Consider the following 21,435-nt stretch of genomic DNA (forward strand, 5'->3'; position numbering starts at 1 on the left):
CATGGGTTATCAGGATATTCTCAACGACATTGCCAATAGCCAATACTCCCTCGACCAACTGCGTGACGTTGTGGCCAATGCCCCGGTCACGGCGAACAATGCCGCCGAAGGGGCGACGACCATCCTTTACAGCGGCAAAATGCCGGACGGGACGCACACCGGCACTCTGGCCGAAGCGATGAGTAGCGCCAGCGTCAACGGCGACGGCCTCAAGCAGGTGGTCACCATTGCCGATACCGACGCCTATAAGATTCTGCAGTCGAAAGAACTTGGAGATGCAGTCGACCGTGCAACATCAAGCCTGCCGCCTGACGAAGCAGTAGCGGCGCGAAGTGCGTTCTTTGATGGTGTAACCGATACGAACGGCCACCGTCAGCCCGGCGTTTGGGACGATGTTTCAAGGCGACTTGTAGAGTCCGCAGAGGGTGATGTCCGCACCATTGTTTCTCCTGATGCAGACCCTTCCCGTGTTTTTGCCCAGACTGAAGTGAAAGCAGCTTTGGACAATCCCAAGGTAACATCGATCGACGGGGTGCCCAAAGAGGACTTTGCCCGGCTTTTCAATGCCGAACTCAGCAGTGGCAAGAGTGAGGCCCAAGCCATCGAGTCTGTTTTTGACGCTGTTAAAGGGAAGTCCACCATTAATGCAACCCATTTGCGATATGGAGCCGATGTCCACGGCAATATCCATGTGGACTCGAAGCACTTTTTCAGTGACACGCCGCATATCTCAGGATCGGGTTTGCCGCCCGGCACCCTGAATGTTAAGTCCTTGGTCGGGTTGCACGAAAGACTACCTGGTTCAGCTGTTGAAGCATTAACAAAAGCCGGGCGATTGGCGGAAAAGGTCGGCAAGTCGGGTTTGCTTAATAAACTGGGAACTGCCGGAGATATTTTGGGTTTGGCATTAGCCGCAAGCAATGCCATTGCGGCCAATGAAGCCGGAGATTCTGCCGCGGCCGCTGATATTATGATTGATTGGGCGGCGGGATTTGCCGGAGGTCTTGCCGGAGGGCTTGCTGCAGCCAAACTTGCAGCAATGGCGACATCAGGGCTTGCCCTCACTGGTCCAGTGGGTTTGCTTATTGCCGGAGTACTTACTTTAGGCGCGGGTTTTGCCGGGGCATTGTTGGGGGAGGAGGTAGCCCTTTGGATATCGAACACTCTTTTCCCACCCCCTGTCGCGCCACAAGGCGCGGACGATGTGCTGGGCAACATTATCAATCCCGGTTACGGCAGTCCGCTGATTCTGGACCTGGACGGCGACGGGGTTGAAACCGTCAGCGAAGCAGCAGGGGTTCAATTCGATCTGGACAACAACGGCTTTGCCGAAACCGTGGGGTGGGCTTCCGCTGATGACGGGCTGCTGGCCTTTGATAAAAACAACAACGGCCGCGTCGACAACGGCAACGAACTGTTCGGCAACCATACCACCCGGGCAAATGGCGACACTGCCTCCAACGGCTTTATCGCTTTGGCAGATTATGACGAGAACGGCGACGGCGTTATTAATTCAAGTGATAACATCTTTTCCAACCTGAGGATCTGGCGCGATCTCAACGGTAACGGTGTCAGCGAAACCAATGAGTTGCAAGGTTTAAACGAAGCCGGAGTCGCGTCTCTCAATCTGGCCAACAGCTACAGCAATGCGGTCGATGAACAAGGCAACGAACACCGCCAGCTCGGCACTTATGTGGACAGCGGTGGCAATACCCACGACATGACCGACGTCTGGTTCAGCTTCGATCCCACTCGTACCACCCCGGTGGACTCGGTTATTATCCCGGACGGGATTCAGTCTCTGCCCAATGCCCTTGGATTCGGCACCGTGCGTTCCCTGCATGAAAGCATGGTGTTGGATGAAAGCGGACGGCTGCAATCACTGGTCGAACAATTTGTCGCCGAAATCGATCCTGTCGCCCGGCGCGAACTGCTACCGCAATTGATGTACCAATGGGTCGGCGGCAAAAACGCCCACATGGATGACGGTTATTTCACTGATGCATGGGCCAACCCGCGAGGCGCCTATTTCTTCACTGGCATAACCCAGGAACAGTATACCGTGCTTGAAGCTTTTCTCGGCACTGAGAAATTCTTCAATAACGAGGGAGCGGCCCGGCAACTCTACGCGCGCTACGAACAGCTCTGCGACATAGTTTTCTATCAGTTGATGTCCCAGACCCATTTAAGAAATTACTACGAGTTGATCAATTTCAGTTTCGACGAGGACACGCAAACCTGGCGCGGCGACTATTCCCTGGCTGCAGCAACCATAGCCACCCAAGCGATCGTTAATGAAAGCTGGGACAACGAGATTGTCACCGATTTTCTTCGGTCGGTTCGGGGGATGAATCCGTATATTTTAGAAAATAGCGATGCCGTGCGCAGCACGTTTGAAACCATTATTCGCAGCTATTGGCAAAATGATTCCATCCGCCAGATCGCAACGACGATCAGCAAATTCTACCTTGGCACCGATGCTGGCGGGGAATCACTTAATGCCAGTCAAATGGAAGAGATTCACAGCGGGATTCTTTTCAGCGGAGATGGGGACGATACCATTTACGGGGCGAACAGCGACCTCAACGAAGTCCTTGGCGGTGATGGCGGGGATGACAAGATTTATGGCAATGACGGCAATGACGTGCTCATTGGAGGCGAGGGAAATGACAGCCTGCGGGGTGGAGGCGGAGACGACAGCTACTATTTCACACTTGGGGACGGGCAGGATGTTATCGAACTCGTGAACAGTGCCGAAGGGATTGATACCCTGGTGCTGGGCGAAACGATCACTGCCGACAATCTCAGATTGGAGAAATATTACAGTGATTTGCTGATCAAGGTCGGCAGCGAAGGTGATCAGGTCAGGTTGGCTGGCTGGTTCGGCAGCACCTTTGCCGACAAGCAGCTAGACAGGATCTCTTTTGCCGATGGTACTGTTATAACAATGGATGAGCTGTTGGCCAGCAAGCCGATTGCCGTCCTAGGGACTGACGGTGATGACAGCTACACCCTGTTGCGTGGCGATGACGGAGCAAATGAAATTTTCGCCGAAGCAGGTAATGATACGCTTCAGGGAATGGCAGGAAATGATGTCCTTTATGGTGGATCGGGAGATGATAACCTGCGGGGGTTCGATGGTGATGACACGCTGATTGGCGAGACAGGCAATGATACGCTGTATGGCGGTTTAGGCAATGACCGGTTTATTTTCAATCTCGGCGATAGTGTCGATTTCCTGATACTGGATGATATTGAAGGGATCGATACGGTTGTCTTCGGCGAAGGCATCACCACAGCTGATCTTTGTTTACAGAAAGATTACAATAATCTTCTCATCCATGTTGGAGACGGCGGTGATCAGTTGAAACTGGTCAACTGGTTTGATGCGAACTATCTGGAAAAGCGGATCGATCAATTCTCCTTTTCTGATGGCACGGTTTTGAGCCGAGAAGACCTGCTGGCACAACTGCCGGTGCTGACAGATGGCACTCAGGTCAGCGGCAATTTAATCGGGCACGATGGTAACGATCTGCTTCTGGGTGATGCGGAAAGTGAATTTCTCAACGGGTCAGCAGGCGATGATGTCATCAGTGGAGGAGCCGGCGCTGATACGTTCAACGGCGGCAGCGGCAACGACCAGTTCATTTTCAATTTTGGCGATGGCCAGGATTCGATCAACCTTGACGACGCGGATGGATTCGACATTCTGAGCTTTGGCGATGGGATTTCCACAAATGATATCCAGTTTTACAAAAGCGGCTCTTACGATTTGATTGTCCGGGTCGGCGAGGGCGGTGATCATGTCAAAATTAGAAACTGGTATCACCCAAGTTATGCCACGAAAAGAGTCGATCAGTTCCTGTTTGCTGACGGCACGATCTGGGACTCCGCCGCCTTGGAGTCTTTGACGGCAACCCCGCGTAGCGACATTGCGCCAACGATAGGTGGTGCAGTAGCTTTGGGAGCCATTGCCGAAGACACCGGTCTGCTGATTACAGAAGATGCATTGTTGGCCAACGCGGCAGATGCCGATGGCGATAATTTAAATGTCATCAATGTGTGTGTCGATCAAGGAACGCTTGTCGACAATGGCGATGGGAGCTGGAACTATATACCTGATGCAAATTATAACGGCAATGCGCTTTTGACCTACCAGGTGACCGATGGCTTGCTGAATATGAACGCCACTGCTGATTTAACCGTGACACCAGTCAACGATGCTCCTGTTGCCTCCGGTGACGTTGCCCTGGGAACTTCGGCTGGCGATACCGGTCGGGTCATCAGCCAGGCCGAGCTGCTGACAACCATGACGGATGTTGAAGGCGACAGCCTGTCAATCACAGGGCTTACGGTCGACCGGGGAACTTTGATCGACAATGGGGATGGAAGCTGGACCTACACCCCGGAGTCCGAATTCAGCGGCAAGGTCTTCTTCGCCTATCAGGCGACCGACGGATCCTTTTCTGTTGCACAGTCCGCCAGCCTTGAAATCGGTGAGGATCGAAACGACCTGATCGGCACCCAGTCCCTGAACGTTCTAAACGGAGGCGAGGCTGACGATTATCTGATGGGCCAAGCCGGCAACGATACTCTCAGGGGCTATGCCGGAAACGATGTCCTAATCGGCGGTACCGGGAACGATACACTATATGGCGGAGCGGGAAACGATGTGATCCGGTTTGGCTTGGGGGATGGTCAAGATACCGTCAAGCTTGATGATATCAACGGTTATGACAGTCTTGAATTTGGTCCTGGCATCACCCTTGAAGATCTGACCCTAAGTAAAGATGTTTATGATCTTCTGATCGACATCGGTGGTGATGGAGACCAGATCCGAATTAAGGATTGGTTCTATGCGGCGTCGAGTTTCAATCTCGATCGTTTTGTTTTTGCCGATGGAACAGTGCTAAGCCGTGAGGAGTTTGAGGCCCAGAAAACAGTCTTCTTTAGCGGCAGTGACAACGCTGACAGTTTCTACGGCACTCGCTTTGCCGATATGGTGGACGGGGCTGGCGGAGCAGACTTTCTGCAGGGGCTCGATGGTGATGATATTCTGTCTGGCCACTCTGGAGATGATACCTTGAGAGGCGGGAGTGGTGATGACTCACTGAGTGGGGGAGATGGACAGGATGTCTTGGAGGGCGGAGACGGGCAGGATGTCATCCATGGTGGCTCTGGAAACGATACATTAAATGGTGGAGCAGGAGACGATCTCTTTTGTTTCAATCTCGGCGATGGCCAGGACACCATCATTCCGGAAGACGCCAACGGCTTTGACACACTGCTTTTCGGTGAAGGCATAACCGCGAATGATCTGACCCTGGTGGCGGACAATTATGATCTACTGATCAATGTTGGAACGGCTGGGGACCAGGTCCGTATGGTCTCCTGGATGATGCCCCAATATGCTGACAAGCGTATTGACAATTTCCGTTTTTCTGATGGGTCGGAGCTGAGCAGCACCGCACTGGTAGCAAATAGTCCTGACGTGTCCTGTCAATAGTGGACACTCGCATCTCAAGCGGCCGCTGTCTGAAGGTTGAAGTTTTGCAAGAACACGGCCGGCGCCAAATAGCCAAGGCGCGAATGACGCCGTTGGCGGTTGTAGAATATCTCGATGTACTCCCGGATAGAGGCTTCAGCCTCGGCCCTGGTCGCGTAGCGGCAATGATGCACCAGTTCATTCTTGAGGGTTCCCCAGAAGCTCTCCATCGGTGCATTGTCATAGCAATTGCCCTTGCGTGACATCGACGGCCTCATACCAAACTGCACAAGGAGATTTTGGTAGTCGTGGGAGCAATACTGGCTGCCACGGTCCGAATGGTGGATCAGCCCGGCCGTGGGCCGTTTCTGTTGCGCCGCCCGGAATAGCGCCCGACTGGTCAGCTCCTGCGTCATGCGCTCCGCCATGGCGTAGCCGACGATTTCGCAGGTGAATACGTCCTTAATCCCTGCCAGGTAGAGCCAGCCCTCGCCAGTAGGGATGTAGGTAATGTCTGAAACCCAGACCTCATTCGGCGCGCTGGGGGTAAAGGTTTGTTCCAGCAGGTTTTCCGCCACCGGCAGGTTGTGTTTTGAATTCGTTGTCGCCTTGAATTTGCGCCTCTGTCGACACCTTATGCCCAATTCCCGGCGTAACCGGGCAATGCGATCCCGTCCGGCGATAAAACCTTCAGCCGCCAGCTCCGGCTGTAATCGCCGCGAGCTGTAACTCTCGCGAGTACGCTTGTGGGCGGCCTTGATAGCAACCTTGAGGCGTTCATCTTCTTGCGCACGTTGGGACGGTTCTCGTGTCAGCCAGGCGTAAAAGCCGCTGCGGGACACATCGAAAACCCGACACATGATCGTAACGGGAAAGTGGAGTCGCCATTGCTTCATGAACGCGTACCGGGCAGCGACTCCCTGGCAAAGTACGCCGTCGCCTTTTTTAAGATGTCACGCTCCATGCGGGCCTCGGCAAGCTCCTTGCGCAACCGGGAATTTTCTTTCGCCAGTTCATCGGCAGAAAGCGCCCCAGGCGCTATTGAAAGGTTGGCTGCCCTGGATTCCGCTACCCAGTTCGCCAGTGTGCCCTTGGGTATCGAAAGCCGTTTGGCTGCTTCCGGCTGCGATAGACCCTGTTCCGTTACCATTTTCACCGCCTCAGTGCGAAACTCAGGCGTATACCGTTGCTGTCTTTTCATTGTCACTCTCCTGCCTGGCAGTTTACCAAGCGAGAGTGTCCACTGTCACCAGGATACATCATCCTGTTCAAGTCCTAGGTACAGACGGACATGATAACAATATCACTGGCCATGATGGAGAGGATATCATTACTGGTTACGGAGGGTATGATTATCTGCGCGGCAATGCCGGAAACGATTGCTTGGATGGTGGTGCCGGAAACGATCAACTCCATGCTGGGGACGGAGATGACATTCTCATCGGTGGTGCAGGATATGACTACTTGTATGGAGACGCCGGAAACGATGATTTTCTGTTTAGTCGAGGTGACAGCTACGATGTTATTTTTCTGGATGACGCAGATGGAACCAATCGCTTGGTATTTGGCGAGGAGATTACCGTTGCCGATTTGTTGCTGGTCAAAAACGCTACCTCTTTGGAAATTAGAATCAAAGAAAGCGATGATAAGGTCATCCTGCCCGATTGGTACCATCCGTTAAGTTTGGACCTAAGGCTAGACTCTTTTGTCTTCGCTGATGGGACCGAGCTTAGCTACGAAGATTTAATTGAGCAAAGTCCTGTGCATATTTTGGGAGATGATACGGCGAATGGCCTTAGTGGCCATGGCGGGGAGGATATCATCATTGGAGGAGCCGGTGATGACTGGTTGAACGGGAATGATGGCGATGATTTGCTCTTGGGAGGTACTGGGAACGATGCACTTAATGGTGGATATGGAAACGATACCTTCATTTTTAACCTGGGCGATGGTCAAGACAGTATAAGCGGTTATGAAAACGACGGCATCGATACCTTGACCTTTGGTGAAGGTATCGCTTTGTCCGATTTTCAGTTGGAGAAGGCTGACTATGATCTGGTGATTAAAATTGGAGAGTCAGGTGATCAGGTTACATTGCCGAATTGGTTCCATCCAGCTTATGGCATCAAGAGCTTGGAGCGAATCAGCTTCAGTGACGGATCTACAATAACCTGCGATGAGCTGTTGGCCCAGTGTCAGGTAATAAATATTGGAAGCGATGGGAACGATTATCTTTTAGGTTATGAGGGCGAGGACGTATTACACGGCAACGCGGGCAACGATATTCTTTACGGCTACGCTGGCAACGACAGTCTTGATGGTGGGGATGGCGATGACACTCTGAAGGGTGATGCGTGGAATGACGAACTGATTGGCGGACCTGGCAAAGACAGTCTTTATGGTGGTAGTGGCGACGATACGTTCCGTTTCAACCTGGGCGATGGACAGGACATTATTTATGCTGATGATGCCGAGGGCAACGACACATTGGTCTTTGGTCCCGGTATTTCCTCTGCCGATCTGACATTTGTTCAGGATGGCAACAATCTGGTCATCAGCGTTGCTGCCGGTGATCAGCTGACATTGCAGAATTGGTTTGCGTCCGGCCAGAACCTCAAGCGTATTGATCGCTTTGTGTTTGATGATGGCCAGAACGCTGTGGCTGCCGACTTGATGCCGAGAAGCATGGCCAATATGACACCTCAGGTTTTCGGACAAGTCGAACTGGGACATCTGCAGGAAGACGCCAGTTCAACCATTACTGCTGAACAATTGCTAGCTCAAGCTGGCGATCCCGATGGTGACAGTTTACAGGTTCTGTCTCTGACCGCGAACCGCGGTTCGTTGGCTATCGCGGGGGATGGCGTTTGGACCTACACGCCACTTGCAAACGATACTGGCGAGGTTACTTTCAGCTATCAGGTATCGGACGGGCTTGCTTCTGTCGCAACTACCGCCACTCTGAATATTGACCCGGTCAATGATGCGCCCATCATTAGCGGACAGGTTCCACTTGGTGGGATGGTGGCCGGAGAATCCTTGGCAATTACTGAGGAAGCACTGTTGGCACAGGCGAGTGACGTTGATGGCGATGCCCTGCAGATTGTCAATCTTGTCGCAGATAATGGTAGCTTGACAAATCATGGTGACGGAACCTGGACTTTTCTCTCGGACAGCGATTTTAACGGCACGGTCAATTTCAGCTATTTGGTGTCTGATGCTGAACTTTCAGCGCCGGCAACGGCAAGCTTGATTGTTAACGCGGGGCTGAATGTAATTACTGGTACTGAGGCAAACAATTCCCTTTCTGGGACATCGGATCCGGATCAAATAATCGGTTACGCCGGTAATGATAGCCTGTATGGCTACGGCGGCAATGACATTCTTGATGGGGGCGAAGGAATAGACACCCTGCAGGGAGGTGATGACAACGACGAACTGATCGGCGGTACCGGTAACGATAGTCTGTACGGCGGCAGCGGTGATGATGTGTTTCGTTTCAACCTCGGGGATGGGCAGGATACTGTTCAGGCTGATGACGCTGTCGGTGTCGATACGTTGGCATTCGGCGAAGGGATCGCCCTTTCCGATCTGCAGTTGCAGAAGGTGAGCAACGACCTGATTGTCAAGGTGGGTGAAACTGGCGATCAGATCAAGCTCTCCTACTGGTTCCACTCAAGTTACGTGAATCACCGCATGGACAGTTTTGCTTTTGGCGATGGCACCACTCTGACAAGAGATGAATTGCTCTTGCAGCTGCCAATCTATGGCACTGACGGTACTGACAGTTTTACCGGCGATGCCAGCGACAACTATTACATTGGTGGTTTGGGCAACGACAGCCTATATGGTTATGGCGGCAATGACACCCTGGAGGGCGGTCTTGGCATCGACACGCTACAAGGTGGTGATGGTGACGATACGTATCGGTTCAATCTTGGGGACGGTGCCGACACTCTCAATAACTACGACACCACCACTAGTTATGACCGGATTTGGTTCAAGGCCGGAGTCGATTCCGCGAGCATCGCTCTTTTCCGCAGTGGTAACAACCTCCAAGTCGGCTATGGAGCAGATGACCAGATCACCATCAGTAATTATTTTAGCGATGACAGCTACAAGGTCGACGAGCTACAACTGGGCGATGGAAGCTATCTGACTGACGGCGACGTCAACCAGCTCATCCAGCAGATGGCGGCCTTCGCCGTGGACGAAGGCATCGCCATGAATTCCCTTGACGATGTGCGCAACAACCAGGAACTGATGACCCTGGTGGCCAACGCCTGGCATTCGGCTTGATTTGGGATCGGCGGCGGCCCGAATGGGTCGCCGCCTTTATTGCGATTTATTTTGTATTTTTGAAATAGGTTTTGGAGGGATAATTGTTGTATCGCAGTTGGTTGCGTGGCCCGGTCTTTTTGACCTGGGTCCCGCTCTGTTTGTTTATCAGTATTTCCCCCGCCCGGAGCGAAATACTTACCCTGGATTTGGCCTTGGACCGGGCCCTCATACATGCCTGGGATATCCGGATTGCCAAGAAGGATATCGGTATCCGGGAATATGGGCTGATGGAGGCCCGCGCGGCCTATTATCCCACACTGAATCTTGGGTTCACCAACGAGTACGTGGATTTTCTCGGCGACGGCGACAGCGTCGTATCCGTCGGCGATCAGGTCAGCGCCAACGACGCCTCTACCTTTCAGCATTCCTTCACCCTCGGCCTTTCCTGGGTTTTGTACGATTTCGGCGCCCGTGGACAGCGGATGGAAAAGGCCCGACGCGAGATCGCGCGGGCGCAATTCGGGAAGGACGAGGCTCTGCTGGAAACCAGATTAGAGGTTCTCGATGCCTATGGTCTATGCCTGCAATTGTTTCGACAGCGCCAAATCACCGGCGAGATAGTCCGGTTGCGCAAGGAGGTCTACAAGGATCTTCAATCCCTTCGGGAAGCAGGAACCGTTGGACAGGTGCTTCTCAATTCGGCGGCGGTTGAACTGGCCGAGGCGATCAGTCTGTTGGATGTTTTGACCGACCACATGGTTCAGGCACTGGAGAACCTCAGCTATCTTACCGGGGAAAACTATTCCCTGGATGAGACCCTGTTTGTCGATCTGCCACCGGTTCCGGAAACGGAACGCCTGCCCGACCTGGAGTCCCTCCCTCAGGTCAGGGCTGTTGAGGCCGAGATTGCCCGGATTCGGGCGGAACGGGCCGCAGTTTTGCGGGAGATGCTGCCGGTCATCGGATTTACGGCCGCCTACCGCATGTTCGGCGCCGATGAAAATAGCTTCGGTAATTCTCTGGACAATCTGAACGCTCGGGACGCTACGGTGTCCCTGGTGGCGCGCTGGGAGTTTTTCAGCGGGTTTCGGGATGTGGCCCGTCTGAAACAGTTGCAACTCCAGGTCGAGCAGTTGGGTCTGGAAAAGGGACGCCGAATGGATCAATTGCAGCAGCGGGTTCGGACGGCCTACGGGATCTGGCAGTTGGCTGACAGCGCAAATGGCCGTCGCGACCAGCGGGAAGAGGTCCTGAAACAGAGCGGGCAGGCTCTCGAGCGACTTTCCGAACAACAGGTCATCGACCGGGTCGCTCTGCTTGAACAGCAAATTGAATTGATGGAACAGGAGCGGGACATGGAAGTGACCCAACTTCAGCGCCAACTGGCCGGATGGCAACTGAGCCTCTGGGCGGAAGGAGGGACGCCATGAGCGCCGGTCTGCTCGCCCTGGATGTGGTGGCCCGCATCAACAAGGTGGATGTGGATATCCGTGCGGCCTCCCGCGAGTTCGGCCTCGACCGGGAAGCGACGCCTGAGGAGCTGTTGCGCATCGCTCGTCATTTCGGCTTCAAAGCCAAGCTGAAAGCCATTTCTCTGGAAAAGCTGATCCAGGACTACCCTCTGCCGGCGATCGCGGCGCACGAGGACGGCACCTATACCGTGGTGCTCAAAGCCGATGCGGAGTCCGGCAAGCTATTGGCGTTTGACCCGGCGGAAAAAAAGACTGTCGAACATTCGATCGGAGATTTCGAAGCCCGGGTCGACCGTTTTCTGGTGCTGTGGCACAAGATGCTGAACTCCCAGACGGCCTTCGGGTTCCGCTGGTTTCTACAGGAGATCGGCAAGTTCCGTCGGATCATCGGTGAGGTGCTGCTTGGATCCTTCGTTGTGCAACTGTTCGGCCTGGTCACCCCCTTGTTCACCCAGGTCATCCTGGACAAGGTCATCGTCCATCGCACATTGACCACCCTGGATGTGCTGGCCGTGGCCTTTGTGGCGGTGGCGGGATTCGAACTGCTGCTCAACATCGCCCGCAACTATATCTTCATCCATACCGCCAGCAAACTGGACGCCAAGCTCGGAGCCAAGCTGTTCCGGCATCTGATCAGCCTGCCCTTCATGTATTTCGAAGCGCGCAAGGTGGGCAATATCGCCGCCCGGGTGCGGGAACTCGACACCATTCGCGAGTTCATCACCAGCAAGGCGGTTACCGTCATCATCGACCTGTTCTTCTCGCTGGTGTTTGTTGCGGTCATGCTGCTCTACAGCGTCAAGCTGACCCTGATCGTGCTCGGGTTCGTTTCAGTCATCGCCATGATTTATCTGGTTATCACCCCGGAACTGCGCCGGCGGCTGGAGCAGAAGTTCCAGATGGCGGCCTCGTCCAATTCCTACCTGGTGGAATCGGTTACCGGCATTCAGACAGTGAAATCGCTGTCCATCGAAGGATCGATGCAGAAGCGCTGGGAGGATCACCTCGGGCGCTACGTCCGCTCCAGTTTCCGGTTGGCCAACATGGGGAAAATCTCCGGGGCCGTTTCCGGGACGGTGCAGCGGATGATGACCATCACCATCCTCTATTTCGGGGTGCGCGCGGTGCTGCAGGGGGATTTGACCATCGGGCAGCTGATCGCCTTTCAGATGTTTTCCGGCCAGTTCTCCGGGCCGGTGCTGCGGCTGGTCAACCTCTGGAACGAGTTTCAGCAGGCCCTGCTGTCGGTGGATCGCCTGGGGGATATCCTCAACCATCCTCTGGAGGTCGTTTCCGCCAAGGCCATCACCCTTCCGCAACTGCAGGGCAAGCTCCGTTTCGACAATGTTTCTTTTCAATATTCCCCCAACGGCCTTAAGGTGCTCAACGGCATCAGTTTTACCGTCGAACCGGGCACCAGCATCGGCATCGTCGGGCGCAGCGGCAGCGGCAAGAGTACCCTGGCCAAACTGCTGCAGCGGCTCTATTTGCCGACCGAGGGGGCCATCTATGTCGATGAAATAGATGTCCGCCACATGAACCCCTATTGGCTGCGGTTCAATATCGGCGTGGTGCTGCAGGAGAACTACCTGTTTAGCGGTACCATCCGCGAAAACATTGCCCTGCCGAGGCCGGATGCGCCGATGGAACTGATTCTCGAGGTGGCGAAAATGGCCGGCGCCCATGAATTCATCGCCCAACTGCCGGAAGGTTACGACACCGAGGTCAGCGAGCGGGGCAGTTCCCTCTCCGGCGGCCAACGCCAGCGTATCGCCATCGCCCGGGCCCTGATCACCCATCCGCGTCTGCTGATTTTAGATGAAGCCACCTCGGCCCTCGACTACGAATCGGAAAGGCTCATCCGCGCCAACATGGCGACCATCAAAAAGGGCCGGACCACCTTCATCATCGCCCACCGGCTGGCCACGGTGCAGGACTGCGACCGGATTCTGGTTCTGGACAAGGGCGGCATTGTCGAAGTGGGCAGTCACGAAGAACTGATCGCGCAACAGGGTCTTTATCACCATTTCTTTACTCAGCAGGTTTAAAACTCATGTTCTCGAAAAAACAGGATCAGCACGAATTCAAGCCCTTGTTGGTGGAGATTGAGGAAGAGCCCCTCAATCCCCTGGGCCGGATCATCTTCTGGGGAATCCTGGCGACAATTCTCTTTTTCACCCTCTGGCTGGTGCTGGGCAAGACGGATGTGGTAGTGACCGCCCGCGGCAAGGTCATCCCCGTCGGCGAAACCAAGGTCATTCAGCCGCTGACCGCCGGAGTGGTGCGGAAGATTCTGGTCCAGCCCGGAGATTTCGTCGAAAAAGATCAGGTTCTGATGGAAATCGACCCTTCGGATATCGATCCGGAACTGGAATCGATGCGCAAGGATCTGGCTCAGGTCAAGCTGGAGATGCTGAGGTTGGATGCACTGTTGAACGACAAACCCTTTCGTCCCCAGGATGGGGAATTTGATCCTCGATTGCTGCTGATGCAGCAGAATTTTTACCGATCCGTCCGCGAGCGGCTGGAAAAGCAGGTCCGAGTCAAGCAGGAGGAACTCCAGCAGCTTCACCAGCGGTTTGGGGCCAAGGAAAAAGCTCGGCAGCAGGCCGCCTATCTGCAGCAAGTGGCCGAACAGCGCCTGGCTAGGCTGGCACCGGTTCGGGATCTTCTCAGCCGCGATGAATTGGAAAAGGCAGAGAGCGAGTTTCAAAGCGCGAAAACCCATACAAAAATCGAAACCTGCGGCGTGGAAGAGCTGCGGGCGGAAATCGGCCGGGTCACCCAGGAGATCGACCTGCTGCGCAAGGAAGATCGCCACCGCCTATTGACCGAACTGGCGGAAAAACGGCAGCGGGAAGCCTACCTGCAGGGAAAGATCGAACGGTCCGAGTTCCTGAGCAGCCGGCAGCTGATCACCTCACCGGTCAAGGGATATGTCTCGCAGCTTCTCTTTCACACCATCGGCGGGGTGGTACAACCCGCCGAGAAGCTGGCCACCGTTGTGCCGCTGGATTCGCCGTTGATGATCAAGGCTTTGGTGCAGAACAAGGACGTTGGATTCCTCCAGGCCGACATGCCGGTCTCGCTGAAGATCGATGCCTTCGATTTTCAGAAATACGGTATCATCGACGGAGAGTTGCGGCATGTATCGAGCGACAGCATCGAGGACCGGAACCTCGGCCTGGTGTACGAGGCCTATGTGCGGCCGGAGCAGACGACCCTGCTGGTGGAGGGCCGGGAAACGGCTATTTCGGCAGGGATGAGCGTGACGGCGGAAATCAAGGTGGGCAAGCGTCGTATCATCGAGTTTTTCATCTATCCTCTGATCAAATACCTGGACGAGGGTGTCAGCGTCAGATAGGTTGTATTTTTCCTTTCTTTGCCGGTGAAAATCGCTTGACATGCCCGGTGCTTTGAGATACGTTTTGCACTTCTGTGAGCCCCGTTACCCAAATCACAGTTGGAATATAAATATTGAGAGGAACTCGATGAGCACCCAGGCAGCCAAGAAATCCGCAGTGAAAAGAAGCTGGTTCGTCGTCGATCTGGACGGCAAGGTCCTCGGTCGGGCAGCGACCGAAATCGCGCGCGTTCTGCGCGGCAAGCACAAGCCCGTCTACACACCGAGCGTCGACACCGGCGATTTCGTGATTGTGGTCAACGCGGAGAAGCTCAAGCTGACCGGCAACAAAATGGCCGACAAGCAATACTACCATCATACCGGTTATCCCGGCGGGATCCGCTCCATCACCGCCGCCAAACTGATCGAAAAGAAACCGGAAGAACTGGTCATCAAGGCTGTGAAAGGCATGCTGCCCAAGAACAGGCTGGGCCGCGACATGCTGAAGAAGCTCAAGGTCTACGCCGGCGGCGAGCATCCCCATGCCGCCCAGCAGCCGAAAGATCTGGCTTTTTAACAGTTTCGAGTGAATAAGATTCGTATCAGGAGATAGAGATGGCAGAACAAAAGTTCTACGCGACCGGTAAAAGAAAAACTTCCGTAGCCCGGGTCTGGCTGAAGCCGGGCGAAGGCAATATCGTCATCAATCGCCGCCCCATGGACGAGTTCTTCGGGCGGGCCACTTCCAAGATGGTTATTCGCCAGCCCCTCGAACTGACCGACAACCTCGGCAAGTTCGATATTCAAGTCAACGTCTGTGGCGGCGGACCGTCCGGACAGGCCGGCGCCATCAAGCACGGCATCACCAAGGCCCTGCTGATTGCCGACCCCGCCCTGCGGGACGTGCTGAAAAAGGCCGGCTTCATCACCCGCGACAGCCGTATCAAGGAACGCAAGAAGTACGGCCGCAAAGCAGCTCGCGCAAGCTTCCAGTTCTCCAAACGTTAATCCATATCGTTTGGTCGCTCTTGCCGGCCAGTTCGAAAGGCAGGAAAAAGGGAAACCCGCGGGGTTTCCCTTTTCTTTTATTGGTTTTCCATTTAGGGGTCGCTACTGCTATCTGTATCGGGCAGTTTGTCGTTGTCGTCATCGTCATCGTAATCGTAATCGTAATCGATCCCTGTGGGTAATTCCGATTGCGATGGCGACAACGACAACCGTTTCGCTACCGCTTCACTGACAACGAGAAAGTACTTCCAACAATCCCGCTTTCACTTCCGAGGAAAACATGATCAAAGTCGCCATTGTCGGCGCCAGCGGTTATACCGGCGTTGAGCTGATCCGGTTGCTGCTGCGTCATCCCGAGGTGGACATCACCTGTATTACCTCCCGGCAGAACGCCGGAACGCCCGTCAGTTCCGTTTTCCCTTCGCTGCTCGGCCGTATCGATCTGGACTTCGATCCGGTGGATGTTGAGCTGATCAACTCCCGGGCCGATTTTATCTTCACCGCTCTGCCTCACAAGGCGGCCATGGAAGTCGTTCCCGATTTTCTCAAGACCGGGAAAAAGGTGGTCGACCTTTCGGCGGATTACAGGCTGCGGGATGTCGCCGTCTACGAAAAATGGTATCAAACCCATTCAAGCCCGGAACTGGTGGCCGAGGCCGCCTACGGACTGCCGGAACTGTTCCGTCCGGCGATTCGCCATGCCAGGCTGGTTGCCAATCCGGGATGCTATCCCACCAGCATCGCCCTGGCCCTGGCTCCCCTGCTCGAGAAGCGGCTGATCGATCCGGCCAGCCTGATCATCGACAGCAAATCGGGAACCAGCGGGGCGGGGCGGTCGGCCAAGATTGGCAGCCTCTACTGTGAGGTCAATGAAGGTTTCAAGGCCTATGGGGTTGCCTCTCACCGGCATACTCCCGAAATTGAGCAGACTCTCAGTCATCTGGCCGGAGAGCCGGTGGTGGTCAGCTTCACCCCGCACCTGCTTCCGGTCAACCGGGGTATTCTTTCGACCTGTTATGCGACCCTTGCGGAGGCCAGCTCGACGGCTGCTCTGCTGGCGATTTTCCAGGACCGCTATCGGGGGGAAAAGTTCGTCCGGGTGCATCCGGAAGGTGATCTGCCCAACGTCGCCTATGTCAGGGGAAGCAACTACTGCAACCTCGGTGTGGTTGCCGATCCACGAACCGGCCGGGTGATCGTGGTCTCGGCGATCGACAACCTGCTCAAGGGGGCTGCCAGCCAGGCCGTGCAGAACATGAACCTGATGCTGGGCTGGGAAGAAGCACTGGGGCTGGAGGATCTGCCCCTGTATCCCTGATATTTTTACTCTTTGCCGGGGCGAACCGGCCGGTTCGCCCTGCTGGGGAGCAAGGTCACTGAAGTCATCCTTGAAAAATCGGTTCCTTCCCGTCTGCCGCAAAGATATGACCGAGCGGGGCTGGGACGAACTGGATATACTGTTCGTTTCCGGTGACGCCTACATCGATCATCCCGCCTTCGGCGTACCCCTGCTGGCCCGCTTGCTCGAGGCGGAAGGTTTTCGGGTCGGAATCCTCGCTCAGCCTGATTGGCGGGATCCTGCCGCTTTTCTCGAGATGGGACGTCCCCGCCTGTTCGGAGCCATTTCCGCCGGGGCCATGGATTCCATGGTCAACCACTATACGGCCGCGAAAAAGATCCGCCACAATGATGCCTATTCCCCGGGAGGCCAAAGCGGATTGCGTCCCAATCGGGCCGTGATCGCCTACACGGCTGCCCTCAAGGGGGCTTTCAGGAATCTCCCCGTTGTCATCGGCGGCATCGAAGCGAGTCTGCGTCGGCTGGCCCATTATGATTACTGGTCGGACAGCGTTCGACGTTCCGTCCTGGTCGACAGCAAGGCCAGCCTCCTGGTCTTCGGCATGGCCGAAACCGCCCTGCTGCAATTGGCCCGGCGCTGCAGGGCAGGGGAAACCCTTGAAACGATCCGGGATCTGCCCGGCACCGCCTGTCTCGGTTCTTCCCGGCCCGAGCAGGGCCTGGTTCTTCCATCCTTCGAGGATGTCGCTTCCGAACCGGCCGCCTATAATGAAGCATTCCGGCTGGCTGCCGGGGAATTCAACCCCTGGGCCGGTCGCGTCCTTCTGCAGCAGCACGGGCAGCGCTGGGTGATGGTGAATCCGCCGGCGCTGCCCCTGTCCGAAGAGGAACTGGACAGGATCTACCGGCTTCCCTTCGTCAAACGTCCGCACCCGTCCTATCCGGAACCGATACCGGCCTTCGAGCAGATCCGGCATTCCATCACCACGCACCGCGGTTGCTGTGGCGGCTGCGCCTTCTGTGCCATCGCCACCCATCAGGGGAAGTGGATTCAGTCTCGATCAGAAAAGTCGATTATCGAAGAAATCGAAGCCATGGCCCGGGATAGCGGGTTCCGAGGCACCGTCACCGACGTCGGCGGTCCGACCGCGAATATGTATGGTTTGGCCTGCCGCGACGAGAAGGCTCGGGCCCGTTGTCGGCGTGAGAGCTGCCTGTTCCCCGACCTCTGCCGGAACCTGGAAGTCGATGACCGCCGGGCCGTGCGGTTGCTGCAAAAAATACGCAGCCTTGAATCGGTGAGGAACGTTTTCGTGGCGTCCGGCATCCGTTACGATCTGCTGGAAAGGCAGCAGGCCTATTTCGCAGAGGTGCTGCGGCATCATGTGGGCGGCCTGCTGAAGGTCGCACCCGAAACCTTCTGCGGTGGTGTCGCCCGCATCATGCGCAAGCCGGGTCCGGCGGTATTCGAGGCCTTTCTCGCCCTTTTTCGTCAAAAGACGTCAAAATCGGATCGTCGCTATGGATTGGTGCCCTACCTCATTGCCGGGCATCCCGGAACCACCCTGAACGATATGGTCGACGTTGCTCTTTACCTTGAACGGCATCGCCTGCGGGTGGAACAGGTTCAGGAATTCACTCCCACCCCCGGGACTCTGGCCACATGCATGTATTTCACCGGCCGGGATCCCTTCACCGGGGAATCCGTCTATGTCCCCAAGTCGGTAAAAGAGCGCCGGCTGCAGAAAGCCCTGCTGCTGTGGCATCTTCCGGAACACCGCCGGGACGTCATGGAGGCCCTTGAACTTTGCGGACGGGGCGAACTGGCAGCGGAACTGTTGGCCGGAAAACGCAACTGGCGGCCCGGCGGGAAAAATAGGCCAGCCAGGGACGGGTCCCGGAAGTGACGCCTTGACAGCCGGGAACACAGGGATTAAGATGCCACCCGCTCCATTCCGCCCCTCCCGGGTCGGCAAATGACATTTCTTTGGTTGGGTCGGCAAACATCATTGGATGCGTATGGAAACTCTGTTGACGCTTTTGGGGCTGGTCCTGATTCTCGAGGGAGTTCCCTGGTTCCTGTCCCCCGTCTCCATCAGGAGGCTGATCCGGCGCATGTCCGAGTCTTCCGATGCTTCCCTCCGCCTGTTCGGCCTGACCCTGATGATGGGAGGCCTGCTCCTGGTCTACCTGGCCGGAAAACCATAAACCATTGACTTCACCTCTTTTTTGTGTTTGATTTACGCGTTATCGGTCATACTTTATCTCTCCGGAGACAGACTGCATGCGTCTGAGTGATTTCGATTTCGAACTGCCTCCGGAGCAGATCGCCCAGACTCCCGCGCTTCGCCGCGACGGGTCTCGGCTGATGGTGCTCGATCGCGCTCTTGGGGTGGTGAAAACCGGCCACTTTCAGGGCATTCTCGACTATTTCCGGCCGGGTGACGTGCTGGTTCTCAATGACACGCGGGTCATTCCCGCCCGTCTGCTGGGCCGCAAGGAGTCGGGAGGAAAAATCGAGGTCCTGCTGGTGAGACGGTTGTCCGGAGACGAGGAAGTCTGGGCCTGCCTGACCAAATCCTCGAAGAGCCCAAGGCCGGGCAGCCGGCTTTTGATGGGGGAAGGGATAACGGGAACGGTTCTGGCCGGCGGGGAAGAGCCCTATCGTCAGATCCGGTTCGCTGTCGAGGGGGATTTTCTTCAGGCGATCGAAAAGGTCGGTCACATCCCTTTGCCGCCCTATATTCACCGGGATGACGATCGTCTCGACCGGGAGCGCTATCAGACGGTCTACGCCCGGACGGCCGGATCGGTTGCGGCACCGACCGCCGGGCTGCATTTCACCGAAGACCTGCTGGATACCCTGCGGGAAAGGGGTGTGACTATCTGTCCGGTGACCCTGCATGTCGGCCTCGGCACCTTTCTGCCGGTCCGGTCGGAGGATATCCTTTCGCACCGCATGCATGAGGAAAATTACTTCGTACCCGAGGCTACAGCCGCGCTGGTGAACGAAGCCCGGGCCCGCGGTGACCGGATCTTCGCCCTGGGAACGACCAGCACCCGAACACTGGAATATGCTGCGGATGACAAGGGGCGGCTGGTGGCGGGGGAGGGGGTTTGCGACCTGTTCATCACCCCCGGATACCGTTTTCGGATCGTCGATGCCCTGGTCACCAATTTTCATCTGCCCCGTTCCACCCTGCTGATGCTGGTCTCGGCTTTTGCCGGCCGGGACTTCGTGCTGAAGGCCTATCGCCAGGCGGTCGCTGAAGGATTTCGTTTTTTCAGCTATGGCGATTGCATGTTGATAATTTGATGCTTTCGCAAGAAAGCAAAAAGAGCCCATGGCCAAGGAAAAAGCATCAACTATTTCAGTTGGTGAATTTTTCGACGCCCTCATTCTCCAGGTCTTTCCATTGACAGCTTTCAGTTTCGATCTTTTACAGCAGGATAAGACTACGGGGGCGCGAAGAGGGCGGGTTGGAACCCGCCGAGGGGTCATCGAGACGCCGGTATTCATGCCTGTGGGAACTCAAGGCACGGTCAAAGCCATCCTGCCCGAAACCCTGCAGGAAGAAGGGGCGGACATCCTTCTCGCCAATACCTACCATCTCTATCTGCGGCCCGGCCATGAGCGGATTCGGGATCTGGGCGGTCTGCACCGGTTCATGAACTGGAATCGCCCGATTCTGACCGACAGCGGCGGTTTCCAGGTCTTCAGTCTCGGCAAGCTGAGGAAAATCAGTGAAGAGGGGGTTCGTTTTCAATCCCATCTCGACGGTTCCACGCATCTGCTGACCCCCGAACTGTCCATCGCCGTGCAGGAAGCGCTGGGGGCCGACATCGTCATGGCCTTCGATGAATGCATCCCTTATCCCTCTCCCCGTGGATACGTGGCTGAATCCACCGCCCTTTCCGGTCGCTGGGCCCTCAGATGCAAACAGGCCCTGCGCCGGGAAAACGGTGCGGCCCTGTTCGGTATCGTACAGGGGGGGATGTTCCCCGACCTGCGCGCCAAAAGCGCCGAGGAGCTGCTTGAAATCGGTTTTGACGGTTATGCCCTCGGGGGGCTTTCCGTCGGAGAAGAGGCAGAAAAGATGTATGAGGTGATGGAGACCACGCTGCCGCTTCTGCCGCAGGACAGGCCCCGCTATGTCATGGGTGTCGGAACCCCGGAAAATCTCATCGAGGGGGTCAGCCGCGGGGTCGACATGTTCGACTGCGTCATGCCGACCCGCAACGCCCGCAACGGAGTGCTTTTCACCACCTTCGGCAAGATCGTCATCAAACAGGCCCGATATGCGGAGGATGCAGGGCCTGTCGACCCCGCTTGCAGCTGTTACGTCTGCCGCAATTACAGCCGGGCCTATCTGCGCCATCTGTATTTAAGCAATGAAATACTGGCGTCGATGCTCAACACCCGGCATAATTTACACTACTATCTCGGACTGATGGCCGGTGCACGTCAAGCACTGGAACAGGGCCGGTTCAGTCAGTACAAAGACGAATTCTATCGCCGTCGCCAGGCAGGATCGGAAGACTGAAAC

The 21,435-nt window shown here is 55.8% G+C and carries 13 protein-coding genes; 12 read left to right on the plus strand and 1 reads right to left on the minus strand.

Translation table 11 applies throughout. The features are described 5' to 3' along the window. Position 1: 1 nt before the first annotated feature. Positions 2–5,506: a cadherin-like domain-containing protein gene (locus tag R2940_11990; GenBank protein MEZ4600499.1), complete on the plus strand. Its 5,505-nt coding sequence runs from the start codon at positions 2–4 to the stop codon at positions 5,504–5,506. A 14-nt stretch (positions 5,507–5,520) separates the two neighbouring features. On the opposite strand, the gene R2940_11995 is transcribed toward R2940_11990, so the two are convergent. After that, positions 5,521–6,686 (minus strand): IS3 family transposase gene (locus R2940_11995; protein ID MEZ4600500.1). Its coding sequence is split into 2 segments (ribosomal slippage): positions 5,521–6,422 and positions 6,422–6,686, totalling 1,167 coding nucleotides; the frame shifts between segments, so codons are not numbered across the junction. 35 nt (positions 6,687–6,721) lie between these two features. Between R2940_11995 and R2940_12000 the strand changes: the two genes are divergently transcribed. From R2940_12000 to tgt, 11 genes are all read left to right on the plus strand, one after another. Next, entirely contained in the window at positions 6,722–9,784 is a 3,063-nt protein-coding gene (locus R2940_12000) for a cadherin-like domain-containing protein (protein ID MEZ4600501.1), read from the plus strand. Between the two features lie 194 nt (positions 9,785–9,978). Further along, positions 9,979–11,196 (plus strand): TolC family protein, encoded by a 1,218-nt coding sequence (locus tag R2940_12005; protein MEZ4600502.1) that lies wholly within the window; start codon positions 9,979–9,981, stop codon positions 11,194–11,196. After that, the gene (locus R2940_12010; protein ID MEZ4600503.1) at positions 11,193–13,286 is read left to right on the plus strand and encodes a type I secretion system permease/ATPase; all 2,094 of its coding nucleotides are present in this window, start codon (positions 11,193–11,195) and stop codon (positions 13,284–13,286) included. Before R2940_12005 ends, R2940_12010 begins: the two co-directional genes overlap by 4 nt. 5 nt (positions 13,287–13,291) lie before the next feature. Next, entirely contained in the window at positions 13,292–14,602 is a 1,311-nt protein-coding gene (locus R2940_12015) for an HlyD family type I secretion periplasmic adaptor subunit (GenBank protein ID MEZ4600504.1), read from the plus strand. A gap of 127 nt (positions 14,603–14,729) precedes the next feature. Beyond that, positions 14,730–15,158: a 50S ribosomal protein L13 gene (gene rplM, locus R2940_12020; protein ID MEZ4600505.1), complete on the plus strand. Its 429-nt coding sequence runs from the start codon at positions 14,730–14,732 to the stop codon at positions 15,156–15,158. A gap of 38 nt (positions 15,159–15,196) precedes the next feature. Beyond that, complete coding sequence (rpsI, locus tag R2940_12025) at positions 15,197–15,589, plus strand: 30S ribosomal protein S9 (GenBank protein MEZ4600506.1); 393 nt, start codon at positions 15,197–15,199, stop codon at positions 15,587–15,589. A 280-nt stretch (positions 15,590–15,869) separates the two neighbouring features. After that, complete coding sequence (gene argC / locus R2940_12030; protein ID MEZ4600507.1) at positions 15,870–16,907, plus strand: N-acetyl-gamma-glutamyl-phosphate reductase; 1,038 nt, start codon at positions 15,870–15,872, stop codon at positions 16,905–16,907. A gap of 70 nt (positions 16,908–16,977) precedes the next feature. Next, positions 16,978–18,795 (plus strand): YgiQ family radical SAM protein, encoded by a 1,818-nt coding sequence (locus R2940_12035; protein ID MEZ4600508.1) that lies wholly within the window; start codon positions 16,978–16,980, stop codon positions 18,793–18,795. Between the two features lie 112 nt (positions 18,796–18,907). Then, complete coding sequence (locus R2940_12040) at positions 18,908–19,096, plus strand: DUF2065 domain-containing protein (GenBank protein MEZ4600509.1); 189 nt, start codon at positions 18,908–18,910, stop codon at positions 19,094–19,096. 76 nt (positions 19,097–19,172) lie between these two features. Beyond that, positions 19,173–20,204, plus strand: coding sequence for a tRNA preQ1(34) S-adenosylmethionine ribosyltransferase-isomerase QueA (gene queA, locus R2940_12045; protein ID MEZ4600510.1), 1,032 nt, complete (start codon positions 19,173–19,175; stop codon positions 20,202–20,204). Between the two features lie 100 nt (positions 20,205–20,304). Further along, on the plus strand, positions 20,305–21,432 hold the full coding sequence (gene tgt, locus R2940_12050; protein ID MEZ4600511.1) for a tRNA guanosine(34) transglycosylase Tgt: 1,128 nt from the start codon (positions 20,305–20,307) through the stop codon (positions 21,430–21,432). Positions 21,433–21,435 lie beyond the last annotated feature (3 nt).

This window comes from Syntrophotaleaceae bacterium (assembly GCA_041390365.1).
In the GTDB taxonomy this organism is placed as follows: Bacteria; Desulfobacterota; Desulfuromonadia; order Desulfuromonadales; family Syntrophotaleaceae; genus JAWKQB01.

Bases quoted from the DNA above. Each gene is read 5' to 3' on its own strand.
- R2940_11990 (MEZ4600499.1), top strand. From the start codon at position 2: ATGGGTTATCAGGATATTCTCAACGACATTGCCAATAGCCAATACTCC.
- R2940_12010 (MEZ4600503.1), top strand. From the start codon at position 11,193: ATGAGCGCCGGTCTGCTCGCCCTGGATGTGGTGGCCCGCATCAACAAG.
- R2940_12015 (MEZ4600504.1), top strand. From the start codon at position 13,292: ATGTTCTCGAAAAAACAGGATCAGCACGAATTCAAGCCCTTGTTGGTG.
- rplM (MEZ4600505.1), top strand. From the start codon at position 14,730: ATGAGCACCCAGGCAGCCAAGAAATCCGCAGTGAAAAGAAGCTGGTTC.
- rpsI (MEZ4600506.1), top strand. From the start codon at position 15,197: ATGGCAGAACAAAAGTTCTACGCGACCGGTAAAAGAAAAACTTCCGTA.
- argC (MEZ4600507.1), top strand. From the start codon at position 15,870: ATGATCAAAGTCGCCATTGTCGGCGCCAGCGGTTATACCGGCGTTGAG.
- R2940_12040 (MEZ4600509.1), top strand. From the start codon at position 18,908: ATGGAAACTCTGTTGACGCTTTTGGGGCTGGTCCTGATTCTCGAGGGA.
- queA (MEZ4600510.1), top strand. From the start codon at position 19,173: ATGCGTCTGAGTGATTTCGATTTCGAACTGCCTCCGGAGCAGATCGCC.